Here is a 19960-nt window from a genome sequence, read left to right as displayed (position 1 = left end):
AGGGATATTGGCCTGTGACGCCTTTTTGCTGTATCAGAGGTTCTTGAAGAAGAACCGTTCCATTAATTCGCACGCACGCCAATGACGTTCGGCGCCGATGACATCGCAGGCACGGTGTAGAAGAATGAAACCGTCGTGGATGCTCCTGGCTGCAATACGCCTGTATCAATAATATCCTTGAAATAGAAACCCGGTGCGCCGCTTGAATACGTCGGGTAATAGGACATGTTGCCGCCCATGTAGGTGAAGGGGTATGATGTCCCGCCGATACTGCCGGCATATACGCGGAAGCTTCTTGCAACGCTGGTTGTATTTTGGACCACAAAACTTATGTCAAACTGTTGACCGTAACTGCCTGCCACATTGCCCGACGTGTTGCCTGCCGTACTCGGAGCGTCGTCCGTAATGTATGGCATGTCGGCGCCGTTAAAGCTATCCCCGGTTGCCCCGAACTTGAACGCAATTCCGTTCGTGCTTTCAGTAGGGGAGATTACCGGCAGTCTTAGCGTCGTGTAGTAACCATTGCCCAAACCACGTTTGCGCAAGCTTGAGGACGGGTCGGCTGTCGCATAGGCAGAGGCATTACCCGATTTGGCTGGATCTTTATACGCGATATCATAAAAGATTGCGGATGCCGCCGTGGATGTCCCCTTTTTCGTTACATTGGTTCGAGCTACGATGCCGAAGTTTGCGCCGCTAACGATTGATTGGCTAAACAGGCTTCCGTAATTGCCCGGTCCGATTTCGACTGTTTTGGCGGCGCGGCCATAGGTTAAGTAATCTTTCCATGCCAACGAATCCGTGTCCGTATTGTTAGATGTGCCATAGTTCGAAGACGTCACTACGATTGTATCTGTGGAACTCGGATTGTAAATCAAGATATGGTTCGTTATCGTCGCCCCTGCAGCATTGTTATGCCAAGTATAAACTTGACCAGACCCGGAGACGGCGTTTTTGTTCAGCCATTTCCCGGCATCGGCCAGATCGGTAGCGTCGATTGTTTCAGGACTTTGTGAATAGAACAGATAACCGCTCAGGGACGCGGTACCTGTAAGTGAAAAGGAAGGTGAACGTTTAACGGAACTTTGATTAGAGAGCAAGGTTGGTGCCGCGAAAGCGCTAGACGTCATGGCGACAAAAGCCATCATTGCAACTGCGGTAGTAGTTATGAGCTTTTTGAATTTTAAGCGGGACTTCATTATTTCACTCTCCATTCGATTTTATAATTGTAATCAAATATGGGAAATAATAGGTGGCCACCTAGCTAGAATAATGTAATGAATTTGTATGGATATGTCAATAGGCGCGAAATAGGATTAATAAATAACCTCAACCGAAACTGAGGCTATTTGTGTTGTAACGCGGTGGATCAGTGGGACCTGCACGTATCTTGCATCGATGCATATTAAATTGCCAGCTTTCGATATATCGTATAGAATTAGTGATAATACGATATATCGAAAAAGAGGAGGGCGGCAACTTGATTTCCTGGCAAGAGGAAGAACGATTATTTCTGCACGACGGTACCGAACGGGAGACGACTGGCTCGGGCAGGCGTTATTTCAGCCGAGGCGGCGTGAAATACGCGCTGCTCGAGCTGCTGGAGCAGGCGAGCATGCACGGCTATCAAATGATGAAAGCGCTCGAAGCGCAATCGGATGGCACCTACAAGCCGAGCGCGGGCACGATCTATCCAACGCTGCAGATGCTACGCGATCAAGGCTTCGTCACCGCGTCCAAAGTGGATGGGAAGAAGGTGTTCGAAATTACGGCGGAAGGCAGGACTTATCTGCAAGCGGAGAAGGAGCTTCAACAGCAGCAGGAGAACCAGGAGCAGACGATGGTCCGCATCGAGGCCGAGCCGTCGCAGCAGGAGGAGAACCCCGAACAATCGGAGCAGGGGAGTCCCAAGCGTAAACGCAGGCTGACCCCGGCGGGAAAGGAGCTGCTGCATCTGATGAAAGCGGCAGAGCGGGAGGCGATCCAGGATGCGGCTAAGGCGGCCATGCTGAGAGCCACGCTGCATGCCCTGCGATTTTCGCTGCGCCAAATCTTGGAGGAAGACCAGACCGATGGGGCTGAATCCTTGTAATCCTTGTAATCTAACTTACTCAGGCAACTGATCCATGTCTTAGCCAATCTCAAATAGGGAAGTGAGCGCTACGTGAGATCGCAACGTATTCTAGCGGATTTCTTCCGCCAGAGCTGGCCTGTATACGTGCTATCGATTACGTTTCACCTCGTCTCCAATGTAATTAACGTGTTCTATCCGAAGGTGCTCGGCGCTTTCGCCGACAAACTGGCGCTTGGCGAATTGACGCGTGATCTTGTCGTTCGTTACAGCATGCTGCTGCTCGGCATCGGGCTTGGCACCGTCGTGTTCAGCGGCATCGCCATGTATCTCATCATGTATGTCGGGCGCAAATTCGAGCAGCGCGTGCGCGGTCTGCTCTTTCGCCACTTCACGGCGATGGAGGAACGCTTCTACGCGAAGAACGGCGTCGGTAAGCTGCTTAGCTACTTCATGAACGACGTGACGGCGGTCCGGGAATCCATCGCGATGGGCGTGAACCAGACCGCGAATGCGACGATGCTCCTCGTGTCGGCCATGGTGATGATGATTGCTAGCGGTATTCCGATCTATCTCATCGGGGCGAGCGTCTTCCCGCTGCTGCTCATCCCGTTCATCGTCGTCTACTTGGGTCCGATTATCCGCAAGCGTTCGCTTGACGTGCAAGAAGCGCTCGGCAAAATGACGGAGACCGCCGAGGAGCAGTTCGGCGGCATACGGGTGACGAAGAAGTTCGCCGTGGAGCCGATTATGAACAAGCGGTTCGGCCAGACGGTCGATGGCATCCGGACCGCACAGCTGCGTCTGGTACGCGTGTCGTCCTTCTTCCAGTCGCTCATTCCGTTCCTTGGTACGATCGCCCTCATCATTGCCCTTGCCTTCGGCGGGTATTGGACGATCATGGGCCGGTTGTCGCTAGGCAACTTCGTCGCGCTGACCTTGTATGTCCGAATGCTCATGACGCCCCTCCAGCAGATCGGGAACGTGATTAACTCCATCCAGCGCTCGAGGGCTTCGCTTGAACGGCTGAATACGCTTCTCTCGCAGCGGTCGGAAATCGTGGAATCGGCTTCGGCGAAGGTCGTGGATCTTACCGCAAGCGCTATTGAAATTGATCATCTGACCTTCGCGTACAGTCCAGCGGCGGAACCGGTACTGAAAGATATCAGCGTTCGAATTGCTCCCGGCGCGACGCTCGGCATTATTGGCCGGACGGGAAGCGGCAAGACGACGCTGATGAAGCTGCTGCTGCGGCTGTACGATCCGCCGCCGGGTACCATTCGGTATGGAGGGACCGACATCCGGGAGATGACGCTCGATAGTCTGCGCAGCCAAGTCGCCTACGTGCCGCAGGATGGGTTCTTGTTCAGCACGACGATCCGAGAGAACATCGCGTTCTCGAATCGTGCAGCTACACTTGCGGAGGTCGAGGACGCGGCGAAGCAGGCGCAGATTTTGGAGCATATTCGGGAGCTTCCATCCGGCTTCGAGACACGGCTCGGCGAGCGTGGGCTTACTTTATCAGGCGGTCAGCGTCAGCGCGCGAGCCTGGCGCGCGGACTGATCAAGCGCGCGCCGGTCATGATTCTCGACGACAGCGTCAGCGCCGTCGATGCGGTGACCGAGAAGGCGATCATCGCCTCGATCCGGAAGGAACGCAGCCGCAAGACGACCATCATCATCGCGCACCGGATCAGCGCGATAAAGCACGCCGCCGAGATTATCGTGCTCGATGAGGGGCGCATCGTCCAGCGCGGCACCCACGATCAGCTGCTTCAGGAAGAGGGTCTATACGCCGACCTTCACGCCATTCAGGAGGAGGGAAGCCAGCATGCGACCGGCACAAGCCATTCATAATCGGCAGGCGGATCAGAAGGCCGATCCGAACCAACCGGAGGCGAAACCGCAGTACGTGTCAGCGTTCCGGGCATTGTCGGGGTACGTCAAGCCTCACCGGTGGTCGCTCGCGGCCGTCTTCGGCTGTACGGTCGTCGCGATCTTGTCCGAACTGCTTCAGCCGTATCTCATGAAGATTGCCATCGACGACAATTTGCTCGCGGGGAAGAACGATTACAAGGCGCTGCTTATGATTTGCGCCGTGTACTTGTGTCTGTCGCTGTCGAGCTTCATCTTCTCTTACATTCAGAACAACGTGCTTCAGAATATCGGTCAAAGCATCGTCGGGCGGATTCGGATGGAACTGTTCGGCCACATCATGAAGCAGTCCATGGGCTACTTCGACCGGACGTCCAGCGGCAGTCTCATCACGCATGTGTCCAGCGACACCGAGGCGCTGAACCAGTTCTTCAATCAAGTGCTGCTCAGCCTCTTCCGGGACGGCTTGACGCTGGCATTCATCATCGTCATGATGTTCCAGCTCGATGCGACGCTTGCGCTCTATTGCATGATCCTGCTGCCGGTCATTTTCATGATCGCAATCGCCTTTCGCTCGTTCATGCGGACCACCTATCAGCTCGCGCGGACGCGTCTGTCGCGCATGGTCGCCTTCGTCGCCGAGAATCTGTCGGGGATGGGCCTTGTACAGGCGTTCCATCAGCAGAAGGAGCAGGAGAGGCAGTTCGACGAGCGCAACGGGTTATACTTTCGCGCCAACCTGCGCGAGATTCGCACGAACGTGCTGTTCGGCCGGACCTTCGACATTCTGAGTAATTTGTCGATCGCGCTCGTGACGTGGATCGGCGGCATCGCGGTACTTGGGAAGAATCTGGAATTCGGCGTTCTGTACGCGTTCATCACGTACATCCGGCAGTTTTTTCAGCCGATCAACACGATTACCCAGCAATGGAACACGCTGCAGTCGGCGACGGTCGCGGTGACGCGGATCTGGACGATATTCGGACACAAGCCGGACATTATGGATAAGGATGAAGAGCAGGCGGAATCCGCAGCCGCGCCGCAAGCCAAGGGACGTCAACCGCGCGTAATGACATTGACGACCGAGCAGGTCCAAGGCGCCTCCGAGGAAGCGATGGGCTTCGGCAACGTGAGAGGCGAGATCGATTTCGAGCACATTTCCTTCTCCTACGAAGAAGGCATTCCGATCATTCAAGGATTGGATCTGCATATCGAGCCGGGCGAGATGATCGGCGTCGTCGGTACGACGGGCGCGGGGAAGAGTTCGCTCATCAGCCTGCTGTGCCGGTTCTACGACGTGAAGGAAGGCAGCATTCGCATCGACGGGACGGACGTGCGCGACATTCCGCAGGCGATGCTGCACCGGTTGATCGGGCTCGTGCAGCAGGAGCCGTATCTCTACTCGGGCAGCATCGTTGATAACGTGCGCATGTTCGATACGACGATCTCCCGGGAGGACGTCATACGAGCGTGTGAATTCGTCGGCGCGGACGCCATCGTCAGGAAGCTGCCGGAAGGGTACGATACGCTCTTGTCGGAGCGTGGAAGCGGCTTATCCGCCGGCGAGCGGCAGCTGATTTCCTTCGCTCGCATTATCGTCTTCAAGCCGAAGGTGCTCATTCTCGACGAAGCGAGCGCGAATCTGGATTCCCAGACGGAGCAGCTCATCCAGAACGCGCTTAGCGTGGTGTCGAAGCAGCGCACGACGATCGTGATCGCCCATCGGTTATCGACGATCATGCAGGCCGACCGGATCATCGTCATGAGCCATGGCGAGATCGTCGAGCAGGGCAGCCATCAAGAGCTGATCGAGCTCGGTGGCCAATACCGGGAGTTGTACGACCATTCGCAAGGGCAGCAGGCAGGTTAGAAGTGTAGGGCAGATCAGCATGAAGCATAATGGCCAAAACGGGGTATAAATTCGTATCTGGATTTCTAGGCTAGCGAGTCGGAAAGGAATGATACTGATCGACCGTTACATCTATGCCGCCATGGCGATCGCCTACGCGATCTTGTTGTTCGCCGCGCTGCGAATCATGAAGAAGAGAGGGACGCTCGCGCAGCGGGATCTTGTCTTGCTCGTCTTGTTCGGATTATTCTACGATAATGCGGTCATCGCGATTGGAAGCGCAGTTGGAGAAGGGGATACGCTGCGGGTGCTTAGTTACCCTCGATTCTGGCTTCACGCCTGGTTCACGCCGCTCCTCGTCGTGATCGCCGCCGATATCGCTTCCAGCGCACGCATACGCGGATGGTATAACCGGACGCTGCCGTTCGTCTTAGCCTGGGTTGTCACGCTGGGGCTTATCCTGTATCAATCACTGTTCGTTACGAGTCTTGAGGTGGCGAACTTGAAGCTCGAAGAACAATTCGGGGCGCTGCGTTATGGGACGTCGGCCGAATCCTCGTTCCCTGTCATGGTGCTTGCCGCAGCCGCAGCCGTGCTGCTCGTCGGCGTCATCCTTGCCTTCCGGCGCTGGTGGCCGTGGCTGCTGGCCGGCGTCGGCGTACTTGTCTTGGGGAGAGCCATCCCGATCGAGATCGATAGCTCGGCGTTGACGAACATATTCGAACTTCTATTGCTGGTGTCGATTCTGTTCACGATTCGGCGCTTCGATCGTAATCGGGACCGGACGCAATGGACAATGGCACCGACTGCTTTACCTTAATCCCCGATCACCATAGTCAAGTTAACGAACAACCTCACTGATGCGGCGATGCCAGTATCGTGAGGTTTTTTGCGCATTATTGTGACTTATTCTCGCGAAACAACATGAATGACGATTATTGCAACAGGAATCTTGCGTGAAGTAACGAATATACTGAAATACTCGGGCAGATGTGAGCCGGGACGTGCATGCGAGTGGATTGGACCGGATGTCAGCCTTACTGAGTTACTTGCGCGGACAACGCACATGTATGGGGGAGAGGAATCGATGAACAAAGTCAAAGTCGCTTTAATCGGCGCCGGATTGAGAGGCGACAACTATTTGAATTACGCGCTTGACTATCCGGATGAGCTGGAAGTGGTCGCGGTCGCCGAACCGGTAGAGCGCCGACGGGAGCAATTTCAGCGCAAACACGGACTGTCGGACGAGCAATGTTTCGCGCATTGGGATGAGTTGTTCGCAAGTGAGAAGCTGGCCGACGCCGTTCTCATCTGTACGCAGGACAAGCAGCACTTCGAACCGACGGCGAAGGCGCTCGCGGCAGGGTATCATGTACTGCTCGAGAAGCCCATGTCGCCTGACGCGACGGAATGCGTAGCGATGGGCGATATGGCGCTCCGGTACGACCGGGTGTTCGCGATCTGTCATGTGCTTCGGTATACGCCGTTCTTCGGGACGATCAAAGCGCTGCTGGAACAAGGGGAGATTGGCAATCTCATCTCGATCACGCATAACGAGAACGTCGGCTACTGGCATCAAGCGCACAGCTTCGTCCGGGGCAATTGGCGGCGCAAGGAGGAATCCTCTCCGATGATCTTGGCCAAATCTTGCCACGATCTCGACATCCTCCAGTGGCTGGTCGACTCGGCTTGCACGCGTGTCTCTTCCTTTGGCGCGCTGACCCACTTCCGTGCCGACCAAGCGCCGCATGGCGCGCCTGCCCGCTGTCTGGATGGCTGCCCGGTTGCGGACGACTGTCTTTATTATGCGCCGGATCTATATTTGACGGACGATACCGAGTGGCCGACGTCTGCGATTAGCGACGATCCGAGTCTGGAAGCGCGGACCGAAGCGTTGAAGAACGGCCCATACGGGCGATGCGTCTACCATTGCGATAACGACGTGGTCGATCATCAGGTCGTCAACCTGCAGTTCGCCAATGACGTGACGGTCGCCTTCACGATGAGCGCGTTCACTCGGGACGTCAGCCGAACGATCAAGCTGATGGGGACCAAGGGCGAGATCCGCGGCGCCATGGAGAAGAATGAAATCGAAGTGCTCCGCTTCGGCAGCGGTCATGCCCGGCGCATCTCGCTCGATCACCTCGGCGGTCATGTCGGTCATGGGGGCGGGGATAATCGTCTCATGACGGATTTTCTGCAACTCGTGCGCGAAGGCGGCGGCAAGGAGGGCCTGACTTCTGCCAACCGGTCGGTTCAGAGCCATTTGATTGCATTCGCGGCGGAGCAATCGAGGGTCACGGGCGAGGTCGTGGAGATGGATCGTTTTCGGGAAGGGCTTGCGACGGGGTGAATTTCCGGCTAATCGACGTGGGCGGAACCTGGCTGTTACGGACAGCCGGGTTATTGCCGCTTCCATGCGATACTCGCCAATGGAGGTCCGTCATCGCATAGGATTAAAACGGGACCAACCGGCATAAAGTGTACAAGTCTGCCAATTTCTTTGCCGGGAGTGATCCGCGACTTGAGTATCCAGCTGTTGGTCAGTTACGTTTTGCTTGGGTTAACGCTTGCCGCGCCGATCGGGCCCGTCAATTCCGCCCGTCTAGACAAGGGGATCAAGAACGGCTTCATGCATGCCTGGGTCGTCGGGACGGGTTCGATGATCGCCGATGGTATTTTCATGCTGCTCATCTATATGGGCGTCGTGCAGTTTCTGAATATTCCGATCGTGCAAATTTTCCTTTGGCTGTTCGGCGGCATCATCCTCATCTACTCGGGATTCGACAGCATACAATCGGCGAACAAAATTCCGCTCGCTTATCAAGGCAGACGCAAGGACTCCTTATGGCGAAGCTTCCTTGTCGGGTTCATGCTCTCCATTACGAGCCCCATGTCGATACTTTTCTGGCTTGGTATCTACGGCTCGATTCTCGCGAAGACCGCTTCGTCATACGGGACGAGCCATCTGCTGCTATACAGCAGCATGATTTTCTTGGGGCTGATGCTGTGGGATATTTGCGTGGCGTCGCTGACGACGGGCATGCGCAAGTTCCTGAACGAGAAGAGCTTGATGGGGATATCCGTTTTGTCCGGACTATCGCTCATCGGGTTTGGGGCGTATTTCGGTTATCAAGGGATTCAAGCGTTGAGCGGCTGATTCTCGCGGACCGGTTCTTGCCAATCTTTGTCGCGTTTTCTTATAGGATAGCCGCAAACGACTTGGAGATATTATATATGTTCTCGGCAGCTATTCCGGGACGCCATCATACTCTTTCGAAGGAGCGAATACACCATGGGCGTTTTGAGCGGCAATCCGAAAGACGAACCGCTGCACTACGGAGAGATTTTCGCGATTTGGCAAGCATCGACGACGGCGAAAGGATGCGTCTCCGCGTACAGCGCGCTGAAGTTTCACACGGGAGATAAAGAGCTTCGCGAGATATTGGAAGAGGGTATTCGGCAAGCCCAGCTGGAGATCAGCGAATTGGATGAAATCCTGATTGGGAACGGCATCACGCCTGCGCCGAAGCTGCCGGAGCGTCCGCAAGCGAAGCTGGAAGAGATTCCGGTCGGAGCAAGGTTCGCCGATCAGGAGATTGCCCCGATGGTATCGGCCGATCTCGCCGCCGGACTGGTCGCGGCAAGCACGGTAATGGGGATGTCGGTTCGCGAGGACGTCGGCGCGCTGTTCGGGAAGTATCACGCGACCAAAGCCGCGCTCGGCGTGAAGTTGCTGCGACTGAGCAAAGAAAAAGGGTGGCTGATCCCGCCGCCGCTGCAAATCAAACGTCCGGAAGCTGTCGGTGCCGGCGTCTAGTCATTGACCGAAGGTACAGAAGGGCAGTCCGCAAAGGAACGAATCCTCGGGCAAGTTGGACATTGTCTAACCATTGAGGTGCAGTTCTAAATTGCGGTCTGCCTTTTTTTGTTTTATGTACCGGTTACTTCTCAGGCCTATGAATCTGCAGGGGAGGAGGCACAAGCCATCCCTTTTCTTTGCTTAGCTCGAGCGCTGCGGCGGCCGAGGCGACATGGAGCGCGTAATATTTGGCGAATAGGGCTCCGACGTCGATGCGAATCGAGCTGCCGATCAACTGACTGCAGGCGATGAGATTCACGGCTAAATCCTCTCCGATCGCTATGGCAATCTCTTGGTCGGCAAACCTTGCGCCGGCGGGGATGTCCTCCAATTTGACGGGAGGTCGCTCCGCGAACGCCGGAGGCGGCATGATGCCGTTATGGACGAGGATCTCGTCGCATTCTGCAGCTGATTGTTTGGCTTGTTGGATGAGATTGACGACCAATCGCTTCAGTTCGTCATCTCCAGCATGCGATCGGTATAGCTGATACGTCGATATCGTTTTTCGTTGTCGTGCGGCGTAGGTCCACGTTTGGAATATTTCCCCATAATGAAGCGGTTGATCTTTCGGATTGCCTTTCAGAATGCCCATGGCGATGTGCTCCTTTATGTTCACGTCAGTCTGTAACCAGTATTGCCTGGAGTCGATAAAAATAGGCGCCGCGCAAAAAGAGACCATGCGAAGGACATGGTCTCTGTTGCTGGTTTGTTCGAAAGCTGTCGGCCGTATCAGGTCGTTTTGTTCCGTGCCGCCACGGCGCGTTTCGGTTGATAACGTTCCGTGCCGCCATTCGTTCCTTTCGTTTTGGATTCCGCTTCGGGCTTGATGAGCAGCAGAATCGACGCGACCGTGACGATCGATACGCCGGCGACGGTCCAGAACACCGGTCTTGCGCCGTTATCCATCAACAGCGCCGCGAGCGGAGGACCGGCCGCGACGCCGATGAACCTCATGCTGCTGTAGATGGAGGTAACGGTGCCGCGTTCTTCTTTCTCGATGCCTTCCGTGATCAGGGCATCCATGCAAGGCAGCATGACGCCGATGCCGATGGACCCGATTCCGATCCAGACGAACCACATGGCAAGCGTCGCGGGCGGGAACAACGCGCAGACCAACGCAGAAGCCGATAGAAGCGACATCCCTCCGACCGAAAGCCACTTCATGAGCGCCTTGCGTTCGCCAATCCACTTGCCGGTCAGGAATGACGCCAAGCACAAAGCGGACAGCGGAATGGCCAGCAGCGCGCCTTTCATGACGCCTTTATAGCCGTATTGGGTTTCCAGACGCTCGGATAGATAGAAGAGCGTCGTGAAAATCGCGAACATGCCGGCGCCGCCGCTGACGAACACGCCGGATAACCATTTGCCTTCGTTTTTGAATATCGTCTTGACCTGTGCCCAGAAGGCGGAGAACTTAGGTTTCTCCCGTTCTTCGCCGTTAGCCGGTTTGGGCGTATGAATAAAAAACAAGATCATGGCAGCGGAAATAATGCTCAGCACCGGGATCGCATAAAATGGCATATACCAGGTCCACAGCGCGATAAGCGAACCTGCGATCGGACTCAACACTTTGCCGAACGTATTGGATGTCTCGACCAAGCCAAGCACGGAGCTGGCTTCCTCCTCCTCCTTGAACAGATCGCCGGTGAGGGGGAAGACGATCGGGAAGGCGCCTGCCGCGCCTGCCCCTTGAATGAACCGGCCGAGCATCACGAGCATGTACGAGCCGTCGCCGATCGAAGAAGCGAGCGCGGACAACAGCCCGCCGGCTGCGGCCAGCATCAGCGCCGGGATCATGACCTTCTTGCGTCCGAACCGGTCGGATAGGTAACCGGCGATCGGAATAAGCAGAATGGCCACGACGGAATAGATGGTGATGATGAGACTGATCTGGAAGGCTTTCACACCCAATTCGCGCGCCAGCTCCGGAAGAATGGGAATGAGCATGGAATTCCCCAGGGTCATCATGAGCGGAACGGAGGCCAGCGCCGCAATGGCTGCGTATTTACGCAAACTCACCCTTGATCCTCCTTCTGTGTCAGGAATTGCTCGTCGTAACGGGGATGCGGCTGCCGAACAGGCCTTTATATAAGATGGCGAGTTCCCGGGGATTTATGTACGGATAACCCCGGGATAATGCCGCGGGTGAACAAACAAACTAGAACGTCGGTCAATCACCTTCCAGGGAGGAAATCTTGTGTACTTTTATAAGGAAGACCTCATCAATATCATCGTTCCGGACAAGCCGGATCCGGCGGCGGCCCGGGTGCTGCAGGAGGCGCTCGGCGGCCGTTTCGACGAGATGCGCATCGCGGAAGTGTTCAACGGCGAGTCGCCAAGCCGCAGCGGCGGGGAGCTGCAGGTCGTCGCGCCTCCGGCCGGTTATCCGCTCCCGTATAATCCGGAACTGCCGAACGAACATAGTCCGGGCTTGTCGGACATGAACCGTTAAGCGTACGATGTCGAGCGCATCCTCATCCAATCGAGCTTCGAAGAGCGACGCCCCAAAAAGCAAGGGAGAACTGGCTTGGTGGCAGCTCTCCTTGCTCGGAATCGGTTGCACGATCGGGACCGGTTACTTTCTTGGCTCCGGGATCGGCATCAAGATAACGGGGCAGGCCATGGTCGTTTCGTTCCTCATTGCCGCGGCTGGCACCTATATCGTGTTCCATCTGCTGGCGAAGATGACGGCGGAAGATCCGCAGGAAGGGTCTTTCTGCTACTATGCGGGCAAAGCTTACGGCAGGTGGGCAGGCTTCGGGAGCGGCTGGAATTATTGGAGCTCGAAAATATTGATCATGGGCAGCCAGCTGACCGCGCTGGGGTTAATGACGCGTTTCTGGTTTCCCAAAGTCCCGCTGTGGATCTTCGCCGCCATCTATGCGGTGCTTGCCATCGCGGTCGTGACGTTGGGGACCAAAGGATTCGATAAAGTCGAGAACGTCTTGGCCGTGACGAAGACGGCCGCGATCTTCATGTTCATCATCCTGGCCGCCGCCGCGTTGTTCGGCTGGATTCATGGCGGCAGCAGTGCAAGACCCGGATGGCCGGACGATTGGCAAGCGTTCGCGCCGGGCGGCTACCGGGGATTTTGTTCGTCGCTGATCTACGCGTTCTATGCCTACGGCGGCATCGAGACGATCGGACTCATGTCGATGCAGCTGAAGAAGAAGGAAGAGGCGTCGAAAGCAGGCAGCGTCATGTTAATCGGGCTGACGATTATTTATGTGATCTCCATCGGTCTGGTTACCTTCATGGTCGCCCACGATGCAATCAGCGAGAAAGAAAGTCCGTTCGTGACCGCGCTCAAGAGTTACGATCTCGCATTTTTCCCCCATGTGTTCAATGCGGCGATCGTGACGGCCGGATTCTCGACGATGACGGCGTCGCTATTCGCTTGCACGAACTTGCTGGTCACGCTGGCGAAAGACCGCGATGCGCCGAAGCTCTTCGAGCGAAAATTGAAGTTCCGGAAGCTGCCGCTTCCGTCGCTTGCCCTCGCAACGGCCGGCATCTCGTTGTCCATCGTAACGGCGCTGCTGCTGCCCGGCAAAATCTACGCGTATATCACGACGGCCGCCGGCATTATGCAAATGTATAACTGGGGATTTATTATCGTGTCCGCGCTGAAGGTGCTTCAGTTAAAAACGATCGATAAGACGATCGGGACCATCGGACTTGCGCTGCTGCTCGCGGCAGTCGTCGGTGTCGTGCTGGAGTCCGATATCCGATGGGGCTTCTTCATCAGCCTCGCCTTGTCCGGCATCATCGCGGTGGTCACGTTCGTTATGCAGAAGAAAATATGGAGCAAGCAGCAAACCAAGAAGCAGGCCGGATGAAACCGGCCTGCTTCTTTCTTTGTTAAGTAGTGGGGGTGCGTCCCCGCATAACTACAGAAGCGGGATGTTGCCGGCTTCGCAAGCCGCGATAACTTCATCGCTCCATTCCGACGCCTGCACCTCGCCGATATGCGCTTTATGCAGCAGGAACATGCACAGCCGAGATTGGCCGATGCCGCCCCCGAGCGTGTACGGAAGCTTGCCGTTTAGGATCGCTTGATGGAATTCGAGCGATTGGCGGGCATCCTCGCCAGATTCGGCCAGCTGCTCCAGCAGGCTTTTCTTGTCGACGCGAATGCCCATGGACGAAATTTCGAAGGCGCGTTCGAGTACCGGGTACCAGAGGATGATGTCGCCGTTGAGCTTCCAGTCGTCATAATCTGGCGAGCGGCCGTCGTGCTTCTCGCCGGAACGAAGCAAGCCGCCGATTTGCATGACGAATACCGCGCCGTATTGCTTGGCGATGACGTCCTCGCGCTGCTTCGGCGCAAGTTCCGGGTACAGCGTCTCCAGCTCCTGCGTCGTGATGAATTGGATTTTCTCCGGCAGCATTGGAGACAATTGCGGGAATCGGCTGCAAATGTAGGTTTCCGTTTGGCGAACCGCGGCGTAAATGCGAAGTACTTCCGCTTTCAGCGTATTGAGCGTCCGGTTTTCGTAGGCGATGACTTTCTCCCAGTCCCATTGGTCGACGTAGAGCGAGTGGAGGTTATCGAGCGCTTCGTCTCTGCGTATGGCATTCATATCGGTATAGATGCCTTCGCCGACAGGGATCCCGTACCGGGCGAGCGCCATGCGTTTCCATTTGGCCAACGACTGTACGATTTCCAGCTGCGCATCCGCGACGGCCGGCGCGTCGAACGTGACGATCCGCTCGACGCCGTTCAGGTTATCGTTGACGCCATTGCCGTTCTTCAGCAGTATCGGAGCGGATACCCGCGTCAATCGAAGCGCGTCCGCCAGAGCCTCCTCGAAATAATCCTTGACCGCTTTGATCGCGCGTTCGGTCTGCAGCAGATCCAGTTTCGGTTGGTAACTCCGCGGCACCACTACCGTTGTCGACATGTTGTTGTAGCCTCCCAAGTATCATCGGAATAATGGGCTTTCGCCTCGCTTTCACCTCCGTAGTTTATTGCGTTAAAGCAAGTACGGTGACTGGGGCGGAAGGAAAAAATGCGTAAAACGGTCCCTCTCGCACTCGAAAGTCCGTATAATGGAAGCTATTAACCCAGCGCGGCGTATGGATGGATGCCCAATGATGGAGGGAAAAAAATGACGCTGCAACAATTGAAATACGTGATCGAGATCGCCCGGCGCGGCTCGATGAATGAAGCGGCGAAGCGGTTGTTTATCTCGCAGCCGAGTCTATCGAACGCGATCAAGGATTTGGAAGAGGAGCTTGGCATCACGATATTCGATCGGACGAACAAGGGGATATCGCTCTCTATGCAGGGGACGGAGTTCCTCGGCTATGCGAGACAGGTCGTCGAGCAAGCGGAGCTGCTGGAGAGCCGCTATCTGGACGCCAAGCCGTCGCCTCAGCATTTCTCGGTGTCGACCCAGCATTACGCGTTCGCGGTGAACGCGTTCGTGTCGTTGGTCCGGGAGCACGGACAAACGCAATATGAGATGGCGCTGCGAGAGACGAAGACCCACGACATTATCGAGGATGTCAGGACGATGCGCAGCGAGATTGGCATCTTGTATCTGAACGACTTCAACTCAAAGGTTATACAGTCGCTGCTGAGGGCGGCGAATTTGGCTTTTCACCCGCTGTTCACCGCGAAGCCGCATGTGTTCATCAGCATACATAACCCGCTTGCGAAGCAGCGGCGCGTGACGATCGATCAGCTTCAGGATTATCCGTATTTGTCGTTCGAGCAGGGGGAATATAACTCGTTTCACTTCGCCGAGGAAATTCTGAGCACGCTGACCCATCCGAAGCGGATCCGGGTGAGCGACCGTGCGACGCTGTTCAATCTGCTGATCGGCCTGAACGGTTATACGATCTCGACCGGCGTGCTGAGCGCCGATCTGAACGGCAACGCCATCATCCCGGTGCCGCTCGACTGCGACGAGACGATCCAGGTCGGCTGGATTTGCCATCGCAATCTAACGTTGTCCAAGCTGGCGTTAGCGTATATCGAAGCGCTTAAGGAGGCGACGGGTCAAGCCGAAAGCCTCATGTGATCTACATCGTGTTCGATACAAGAGACTCTTGATTGGGGGTGCGGAATGAAGGTTACAAGTTTACAGGTTCGATACAATGGCGTTGCCGTCTCGACACATTCCGGCCCTATACTAGCCTTATTAATTCGAATGCATACACGACAAGAGTCCAAGGGAGAGATTATTCATGATGAACACGATCCGCACGGTGAGACAAACGGCAATCGCAACAACTTGCGCCGTACTCGTCTTGGTTGCTTCCGCGGGAGCCGTCGCATCAGCGGCCGCATCCACACCGAATGCGGCTCCGACCGCTACAGACTCGCGCATGAACGCGGGCCTTATCGCCAAATTCGAAGAACTGCTTAAGCAGAAAGGCGGCTTGCCGCAGGCAAGCGCGTATTTGTACGCGAATCTGGGCCGGCTGACAACCGCGCAAACGACGATTATGGCGCTGCATTTGGAAGAGGCCGTCAGTAAGCAGCTGCCCGCCATGCAGGTTCGTTTCGAGCCGGCTGCGATTCAGGCGTCGATCGGTGCGATTTATAAGAAGGGCGATACATTGAGCGAACTGATCGCCCGGACGAAGGACGCGAAGCTTAAGTCGCTGCTGACGCAAGCGCGCAATAGCGGTTACCGATTAGAGACAGGCGAGGGCATGTTCTACGTCGTGGTCAACTATGCGACATTCAACAAATACGCGGCGCGACTTACCGATGAGATTCGCGGTTACTTCAACGTTCGTGCGGCCGAATCCGATGCGAGAACCTTCAACGACGGCGCCTTGGCGATCGGTTACGATCAGCTTGCGGAGCGGGCTGCCGCAGCGGAGGCATTCCTGAAGCAGTATCCGAAGTCGCTTCGTTCGACGCAGGTGAAAGGGCTGTTCCAAACGTATAACGTGGTCACGTTCTATGGCGCCAATAACACGCCATTGTTCGATGACGACACGAAGCTGCTGCGCGACGCGGCGAAGACTGGTTATACGAAAGCGCTCGAGAAGCTGCTTCCTGGCGGCGGAAGCTATGTGAACAATCTCAAGAAGTTCATGGATGCGCTCCAAGACAACGACTACAAGTTAACGGACGAAGTGGCACAATTCCGCGCCGCCAACATTCCGATCTAACAGGGAAGAAATTCGTTCGCTCCCGATAGAGGCAAGCTCGGTTGGGGAAAGATAAGGAAGATAATCCGATCTCCAACCGATGGGAGCGGCAACATGAAAATCGTCAAATCGGCGGCGTTCCTGCTGCTTGCCGCCTCGCTGTGGCTGCTGAATCACCGTTACCTCCATTTCACGCCCGAGGGCGTGAAACGCTATATCCTGTCCTTCGGGGCATGGTCGCCGCTAATCTATATTATCGTGTATACAATCCGACCGCTGCTTCTCTTCCCGGCGACCGTCCTTTGCCTGGCGGGCGGCCTCGCATTCGGGCCAGTCCGGGGGACCGTGTTCACGATGATCGGTTTTACATGCGATTCCATTCTCGTGTTCGTCCTGGCGCGCAAGTTCGGCAGCCGTCTATTCCGGGCGCCGACCGGACGCATCCTGGAGTGGCGGGAACGTCTCGAGAAGCGCGGCTTTCTAACCATCTTCACGCTGCGGCTCATACCGGTCGTGCCATTCGACGTGACGAGCGTAGCCGCGGGCTTGTCTTCCGTGCGGTTCCTCCCGTATATTGGCGCCACGGTAATCGGCACAGCACCGGTTACGATCGCCTATACGCTGCTTGGCGACCGGCTCAGCCACGGCTTCGGACCTACGCTCCTGCTGGCGGTTCTGCTCGTGCTGCTGTTCGCGCTGCTCCCTTTTCTATGGCTTCGCCGCCGAAGACGAGTTAGAATAGAGAAATCGTAGGCGAAACAGGGGAGGAACATGCAAGTGGAATCGAAGCGTTTGGCGGCTGTGGAAGCTGTGAAAGAAATCAAGGACGGGATGGTCGTCGGGCTGGGTACCGGTTCGACGGCGTACTACGCGATCGTGGAAATCGGTAGAAGAGTCGCCGAGGGGCTGCGCATTCGGGCCGTGGCGACCTCCGTCCAATCGGAGGAGCTGGCCGTGTCGCTCCACATTCCGATCGTGCCGTTCGCGGAGGTCGAGACGATCGACGTGACGATCGACGGCGCCGATGAGGCCGACGGCGCGCTCCACCTTATCAAGGGCGGGGGCGGGGCGCTGCTGCGCGAGAAGATCGTCGCGGCGTCGAGCAAGCGGCTGATCATCGTGGCCGACGCAAGCAAGACCGTCGTCCGTTTGGGCCGATTCCCGCTGCCGGTCGAGGTCGTGCCATTCGCGCACGAATTGACCCTTCGCAAGCTGGCTGCGCTTGGCTGCGAGCCGGTAATCCGTCAGAAGGACGGCACGCAGTTCCGGACGGACAACGGCAATCTCATCGTCGATTGTCATTTCGGCGCGATCCACGATGTCGAGGGATTAGGACTATCGCTGCATGGCATTCCGGGCGTCGTCGAGCACGGGTTGTTCATTGGCATGGCGGACAAGCTTATCGTCGGTCACGAGGATGGTTCCATCCGCGTGCTGACGTCTACCCGATAATTGACCGGCTTTATTCGCCGTCAACGAAACACCCCCTCAATGGACGAGCTCCATTCAGGGGGTGTTTCGGTTTGCGGCCCAGCGCATTAAGCGAGGATCATTATGCAGGATACACGATGGTGGAAAGCGATGATGGATCAGGCGCCTCTGCGTCTGTGTCTCGCGCCGCCGAATGGCAATTTAAAAGCAGCGCCGCCGTTAACCTCTTCCAATTCCGCTTCCGTCAACTCTGCCATTGTATCATAGGCAGTGCGCAAGTCCCGCACCCCATAAGGGGGGCATCTGCAGGTTTTGTGCTATTTGTTGATTTTCAAGCCCATAGCTTGCACCAGTTTGGTGAAAATGGCCGTGTTCTCGTAGACGCCTGTAAACAGCGCGGAGCCAGTACCCATCGCCGTGACCGGAATATCGACAGCGGTGTGGCCGGACGTCGTCCAGTCGACGAAGAACGAATCTTTGGTGCCGGCAATGGCGAACGGACCGTCTTCCTTGGAGATCGCATCGCCGCTCTCGTCACTCTCGTCGACCGGCTCGATCGACAGCCCGCCTGTCTCATGGTCGGCCAGAACGAGCACAAGCGTATCCGGATTTTTCTTCGCGAAATCTTTGGCTGTCTGGACGGCTTTGTCGAGCTCTTGGCCGGCTTTGATCGTCAGCTTCGCATTGTTCGAATGCGCCATCTCGTCCGTGCCTTCTTCTTCCACGACGAGGAAGAAGCCTTTCTTGTTCGTGGAGAGGGTGCTGATCGCTTTCTTCGTCATCTCCGTGAGGGAGACGACCGGATTATAAAGATCGCCTTCGCCTTCCGGATTCGCCTGGAACATCTCTTCATTGGCGAAGAGGCCGAGCAGCTTCGTGCCTTTTGCGTTCTGCAGCTCGGTTTTGCTCTTCGCGTACGAGTAGCCGAGCGCTTTCGCTTTATTCACGAGGTTCCCTTGCGTGCCTTTGCTCTTCTCTTCCGGATCTTCGACCGGCTCGTCCTGGAACGAACCCGCATCGCCCGCCGGATACCAGAAGTCTTCGCCGCCGCCCAGAATGACGTCGACTTTGCTCTTCGTCAGAAATTGAAGCGCGATATCGCTTTGCAGCTTGCGGTCAGTCACGTGTGCGCCGAATGCCGCGCCTGTCGCGTCCGTCACTTGGCTCGTCGTGACGATGCCGGTCGATTTGCCCGCATCCTTGGCGTATTCGAGAATCGTCTTGACCGACTTCTTGTTCGCGTCCATGCCGATCGCGCCGTTATACGTCTTGACGCCGCTCGCATAGGCAGTGGCGGATGCGGCGGAATCCGTTACCGGGGAAGTCGAGCTTGTATGCACGAGGCCGGCGAAAGGCATCGCGTCCATCGCGAGCTCGCCGCTTTCGCCGACTGTCGCCAGCCGGATCGCGTTGCGCGCCGCGTTGCCCATGCCGTCGCCGACGAATAGAATGACGTTCTTAGCTTGTCCGTTAGCTGCTTCTGCTTGTTTCGGCGCTTGCGCGGAAGCGAGAGCTGTAGCGGCGACAGCGGCAGTTACGGTGAGTGCGATCAGCGATTTCGTTTTACGTTTGGACATGGTTATGAATAGCCTCCCTGATTGGAATGTACAACCATAATCTAGGCGCGTTTTGTTCGTGGCATGTCAGGAAGAGGTGAAGGTTGTGTAAAGCGAGCCTTGGCTATCGCATTCCGGCCGAACAATCGGGGGCCTTGCAAGCGATCATTTATGAATAGAAAGAAGGCCGGCCCATCGTCATC

Annotated in this window: 17 protein-coding genes and 1 pseudogene; 13 read left to right on the top strand and 5 right to left on the bottom strand. The window is 56.4% G+C overall.

Annotated features, from left to right (window positions below):
- Nucleotides 1–62 precede the first annotated feature (62 nt).
- On the bottom strand, nt 63–1199 hold the full coding sequence (locus ACFFSY_RS24865; protein WP_377499198.1) for a hypothetical protein: 1137 nt from the start codon (nt 1197–1199) through the stop codon (nt 63–65).
- Nucleotides 1200–1480: 281 nt separating this feature from the next.
- Between ACFFSY_RS24865 and ACFFSY_RS24860 the strand changes: the two genes are divergently transcribed.
- From ACFFSY_RS24860 to ACFFSY_RS24830, 7 genes are all read left to right on the top strand, one after another.
- On the top strand, nt 1481–2092 hold the full coding sequence (locus ACFFSY_RS24860; protein ID WP_377499197.1) for a PadR family transcriptional regulator: 612 nt from the start codon (nt 1481–1483) through the stop codon (nt 2090–2092).
- A 72-nt stretch (nt 2093–2164) separates the two neighbouring features.
- Nucleotides 2165–3928: an ABC transporter ATP-binding protein gene (locus ACFFSY_RS24855; protein WP_377499195.1), complete on the top strand. Its 1764-nt coding sequence runs from the start codon at nt 2165–2167 to the stop codon at nt 3926–3928.
- Nucleotides 3903–5816: an ABC transporter ATP-binding protein gene (locus ACFFSY_RS24850; RefSeq protein ID WP_377499193.1), complete on the top strand. Its 1914-nt coding sequence runs from the start codon at nt 3903–3905 to the stop codon at nt 5814–5816. The genes ACFFSY_RS24855 and ACFFSY_RS24850 overlap by 26 nt, the downstream gene beginning before the upstream one ends.
- 88 nt (nt 5817–5904) lie before the next feature.
- Nucleotides 5905–6615, top strand: coding sequence for a hypothetical protein (locus ACFFSY_RS24845; RefSeq protein WP_377499191.1), 711 nt, complete (start codon nt 5905–5907; stop codon nt 6613–6615).
- 267 nt (nt 6616–6882) lie between these two features.
- Nucleotides 6883–8148 (top strand): Gfo/Idh/MocA family protein, encoded by a 1266-nt coding sequence (locus tag ACFFSY_RS24840; RefSeq protein ID WP_377499189.1) that lies wholly within the window; start codon nt 6883–6885, stop codon nt 8146–8148.
- A gap of 171 nt (nt 8149–8319) precedes the next feature.
- The gene (locus ACFFSY_RS24835) at nt 8320–8955 is read left to right on the top strand and encodes a LysE family transporter (RefSeq protein WP_377499187.1); all 636 of its coding nucleotides are present in this window, start codon (nt 8320–8322) and stop codon (nt 8953–8955) included.
- A 135-nt stretch (nt 8956–9090) separates the two neighbouring features.
- Nucleotides 9091–9615: a DUF3231 family protein gene (locus ACFFSY_RS24830; protein ID WP_377499185.1), complete on the top strand. Its 525-nt coding sequence runs from the start codon at nt 9091–9093 to the stop codon at nt 9613–9615.
- A gap of 124 nt (nt 9616–9739) precedes the next feature.
- On the opposite strand, the gene ACFFSY_RS24825 is transcribed toward ACFFSY_RS24830, so the two are convergent.
- Nucleotides 9740–10249 (bottom strand): DUF3231 family protein, encoded by a 510-nt coding sequence (locus ACFFSY_RS24825; protein ID WP_377499184.1) that lies wholly within the window; start codon nt 10247–10249, stop codon nt 9740–9742.
- Nucleotides 10250–10386: 137 nt separating this feature from the next.
- Nucleotides 10387–11676, bottom strand: coding sequence for an MFS transporter (locus ACFFSY_RS24820; protein ID WP_377499182.1), 1290 nt, complete (start codon nt 11674–11676; stop codon nt 10387–10389).
- Between the two features lie 178 nt (nt 11677–11854).
- Here ACFFSY_RS24820 and ACFFSY_RS24815 point away from each other — a divergent pair.
- Together ACFFSY_RS24815 and ACFFSY_RS24810 are read left to right on the top strand one after the other, a co-directional pair.
- Nucleotides 11855–12019 (top strand): annotated as a pseudogene (locus ACFFSY_RS24815) (manganese catalase family protein); the annotation flags it as partial.
- 97 nt (nt 12020–12116) lie between these two features.
- Entirely contained in the window at nt 12117–13496 is a 1380-nt protein-coding gene (locus tag ACFFSY_RS24810) for an amino acid permease (protein WP_377499180.1), read from the top strand.
- 51 nt (nt 13497–13547) lie between these two features.
- Here ACFFSY_RS24810 and asnA read toward each other — a convergent pair whose 3' ends face one another.
- Nucleotides 13548–14561 (bottom strand): aspartate--ammonia ligase, encoded by a 1014-nt coding sequence (gene asnA, locus ACFFSY_RS24805; protein ID WP_377499178.1) that lies wholly within the window; start codon nt 14559–14561, stop codon nt 13548–13550.
- A 207-nt stretch (nt 14562–14768) separates the two neighbouring features.
- Here asnA and ACFFSY_RS24800 point away from each other — a divergent pair, with 207 nt between their 5' ends.
- From ACFFSY_RS24800 to rpiA, 4 genes are all read left to right on the top strand, one after another.
- Complete coding sequence (locus ACFFSY_RS24800) at nt 14769–15686, top strand: LysR family transcriptional regulator (protein ID WP_377499176.1); 918 nt, start codon at nt 14769–14771, stop codon at nt 15684–15686.
- Nucleotides 15687–15852: 166 nt separating this feature from the next.
- The gene (locus ACFFSY_RS24795) at nt 15853–16791 is read left to right on the top strand and encodes a hypothetical protein (RefSeq protein WP_377499174.1); all 939 of its coding nucleotides are present in this window, start codon (nt 15853–15855) and stop codon (nt 16789–16791) included.
- A gap of 93 nt (nt 16792–16884) precedes the next feature.
- The gene (locus tag ACFFSY_RS24790; protein WP_377499172.1) at nt 16885–17523 is read left to right on the top strand and encodes a TVP38/TMEM64 family protein; all 639 of its coding nucleotides are present in this window, start codon (nt 16885–16887) and stop codon (nt 17521–17523) included.
- An 18-nt stretch (nt 17524–17541) separates the two neighbouring features.
- A complete protein-coding gene (gene rpiA, locus ACFFSY_RS24785) occupies nt 17542–18222 on the top strand; it encodes a ribose-5-phosphate isomerase RpiA (RefSeq protein WP_377499170.1) in 681 nt (226 codons plus the stop codon).
- A 296-nt stretch (nt 18223–18518) separates the two neighbouring features.
- Here rpiA and ACFFSY_RS24780 read toward each other — a convergent pair whose 3' ends face one another.
- A complete protein-coding gene (locus tag ACFFSY_RS24780) occupies nt 18519–19778 on the bottom strand; it encodes an alkaline phosphatase (RefSeq protein WP_377499168.1) in 1260 nt (419 codons plus the stop codon).
- Between the last annotated feature and the right edge of the window lie 182 nt (nt 19779–19960).

It is taken from the genome of Paenibacillus aurantiacus (assembly GCF_042431225.1).
Taxonomy (GTDB): Bacteria; Bacillota; Bacilli; order Paenibacillales; family Paenibacillaceae; genus Paenibacillus_Z; species Paenibacillus_Z aurantiacus.
This window is presented reverse-complemented; position numbering and strand designations above follow the sequence as displayed.

Bases quoted from the DNA above. Each gene is read 5' to 3' on its own strand.
- ACFFSY_RS24865 (WP_377499198.1), bottom strand. From the start codon at position 1,199: ATGAAGTCCCGCTTAAAATTCAAAAAGCTCATAACTACTACCGCAGTT.
- ACFFSY_RS24850 (WP_377499193.1), top strand. From the start codon at position 3,903: ATGCGACCGGCACAAGCCATTCATAATCGGCAGGCGGATCAGAAGGCC.
- ACFFSY_RS24845 (WP_377499191.1), top strand. From the start codon at position 5,905: ATGATACTGATCGACCGTTACATCTATGCCGCCATGGCGATCGCCTAC.
- ACFFSY_RS24840 (WP_377499189.1), top strand. From the start codon at position 6,883: ATGAACAAAGTCAAAGTCGCTTTAATCGGCGCCGGATTGAGAGGCGAC.
- ACFFSY_RS24830 (WP_377499185.1), top strand. From the start codon at position 9,091: ATGGGCGTTTTGAGCGGCAATCCGAAAGACGAACCGCTGCACTACGGA.
- ACFFSY_RS24825 (WP_377499184.1), bottom strand. From the start codon at position 10,249: ATGGGCATTCTGAAAGGCAATCCGAAAGATCAACCGCTTCATTATGGG.
- ACFFSY_RS24810 (WP_377499180.1), top strand. From the start codon at position 12,117: ATGTCGAGCGCATCCTCATCCAATCGAGCTTCGAAGAGCGACGCCCCA.
- asnA (WP_377499178.1), bottom strand. From the start codon at position 14,561: ATGTCGACAACGGTAGTGGTGCCGCGGAGTTACCAACCGAAACTGGAT.
- ACFFSY_RS24800 (WP_377499176.1), top strand. From the start codon at position 14,769: ATGACGCTGCAACAATTGAAATACGTGATCGAGATCGCCCGGCGCGGC.
- ACFFSY_RS24795 (WP_377499174.1), top strand. From the start codon at position 15,853: ATGATGAACACGATCCGCACGGTGAGACAAACGGCAATCGCAACAACT.
- ACFFSY_RS24790 (WP_377499172.1), top strand. From the start codon at position 16,885: ATGAAAATCGTCAAATCGGCGGCGTTCCTGCTGCTTGCCGCCTCGCTG.
- rpiA (WP_377499170.1), top strand. From the start codon at position 17,542: ATGCAAGTGGAATCGAAGCGTTTGGCGGCTGTGGAAGCTGTGAAAGAA.
- ACFFSY_RS24780 (WP_377499168.1), bottom strand. From the start codon at position 19,778: ATGTCCAAACGTAAAACGAAATCGCTGATCGCACTCACCGTAACTGCC.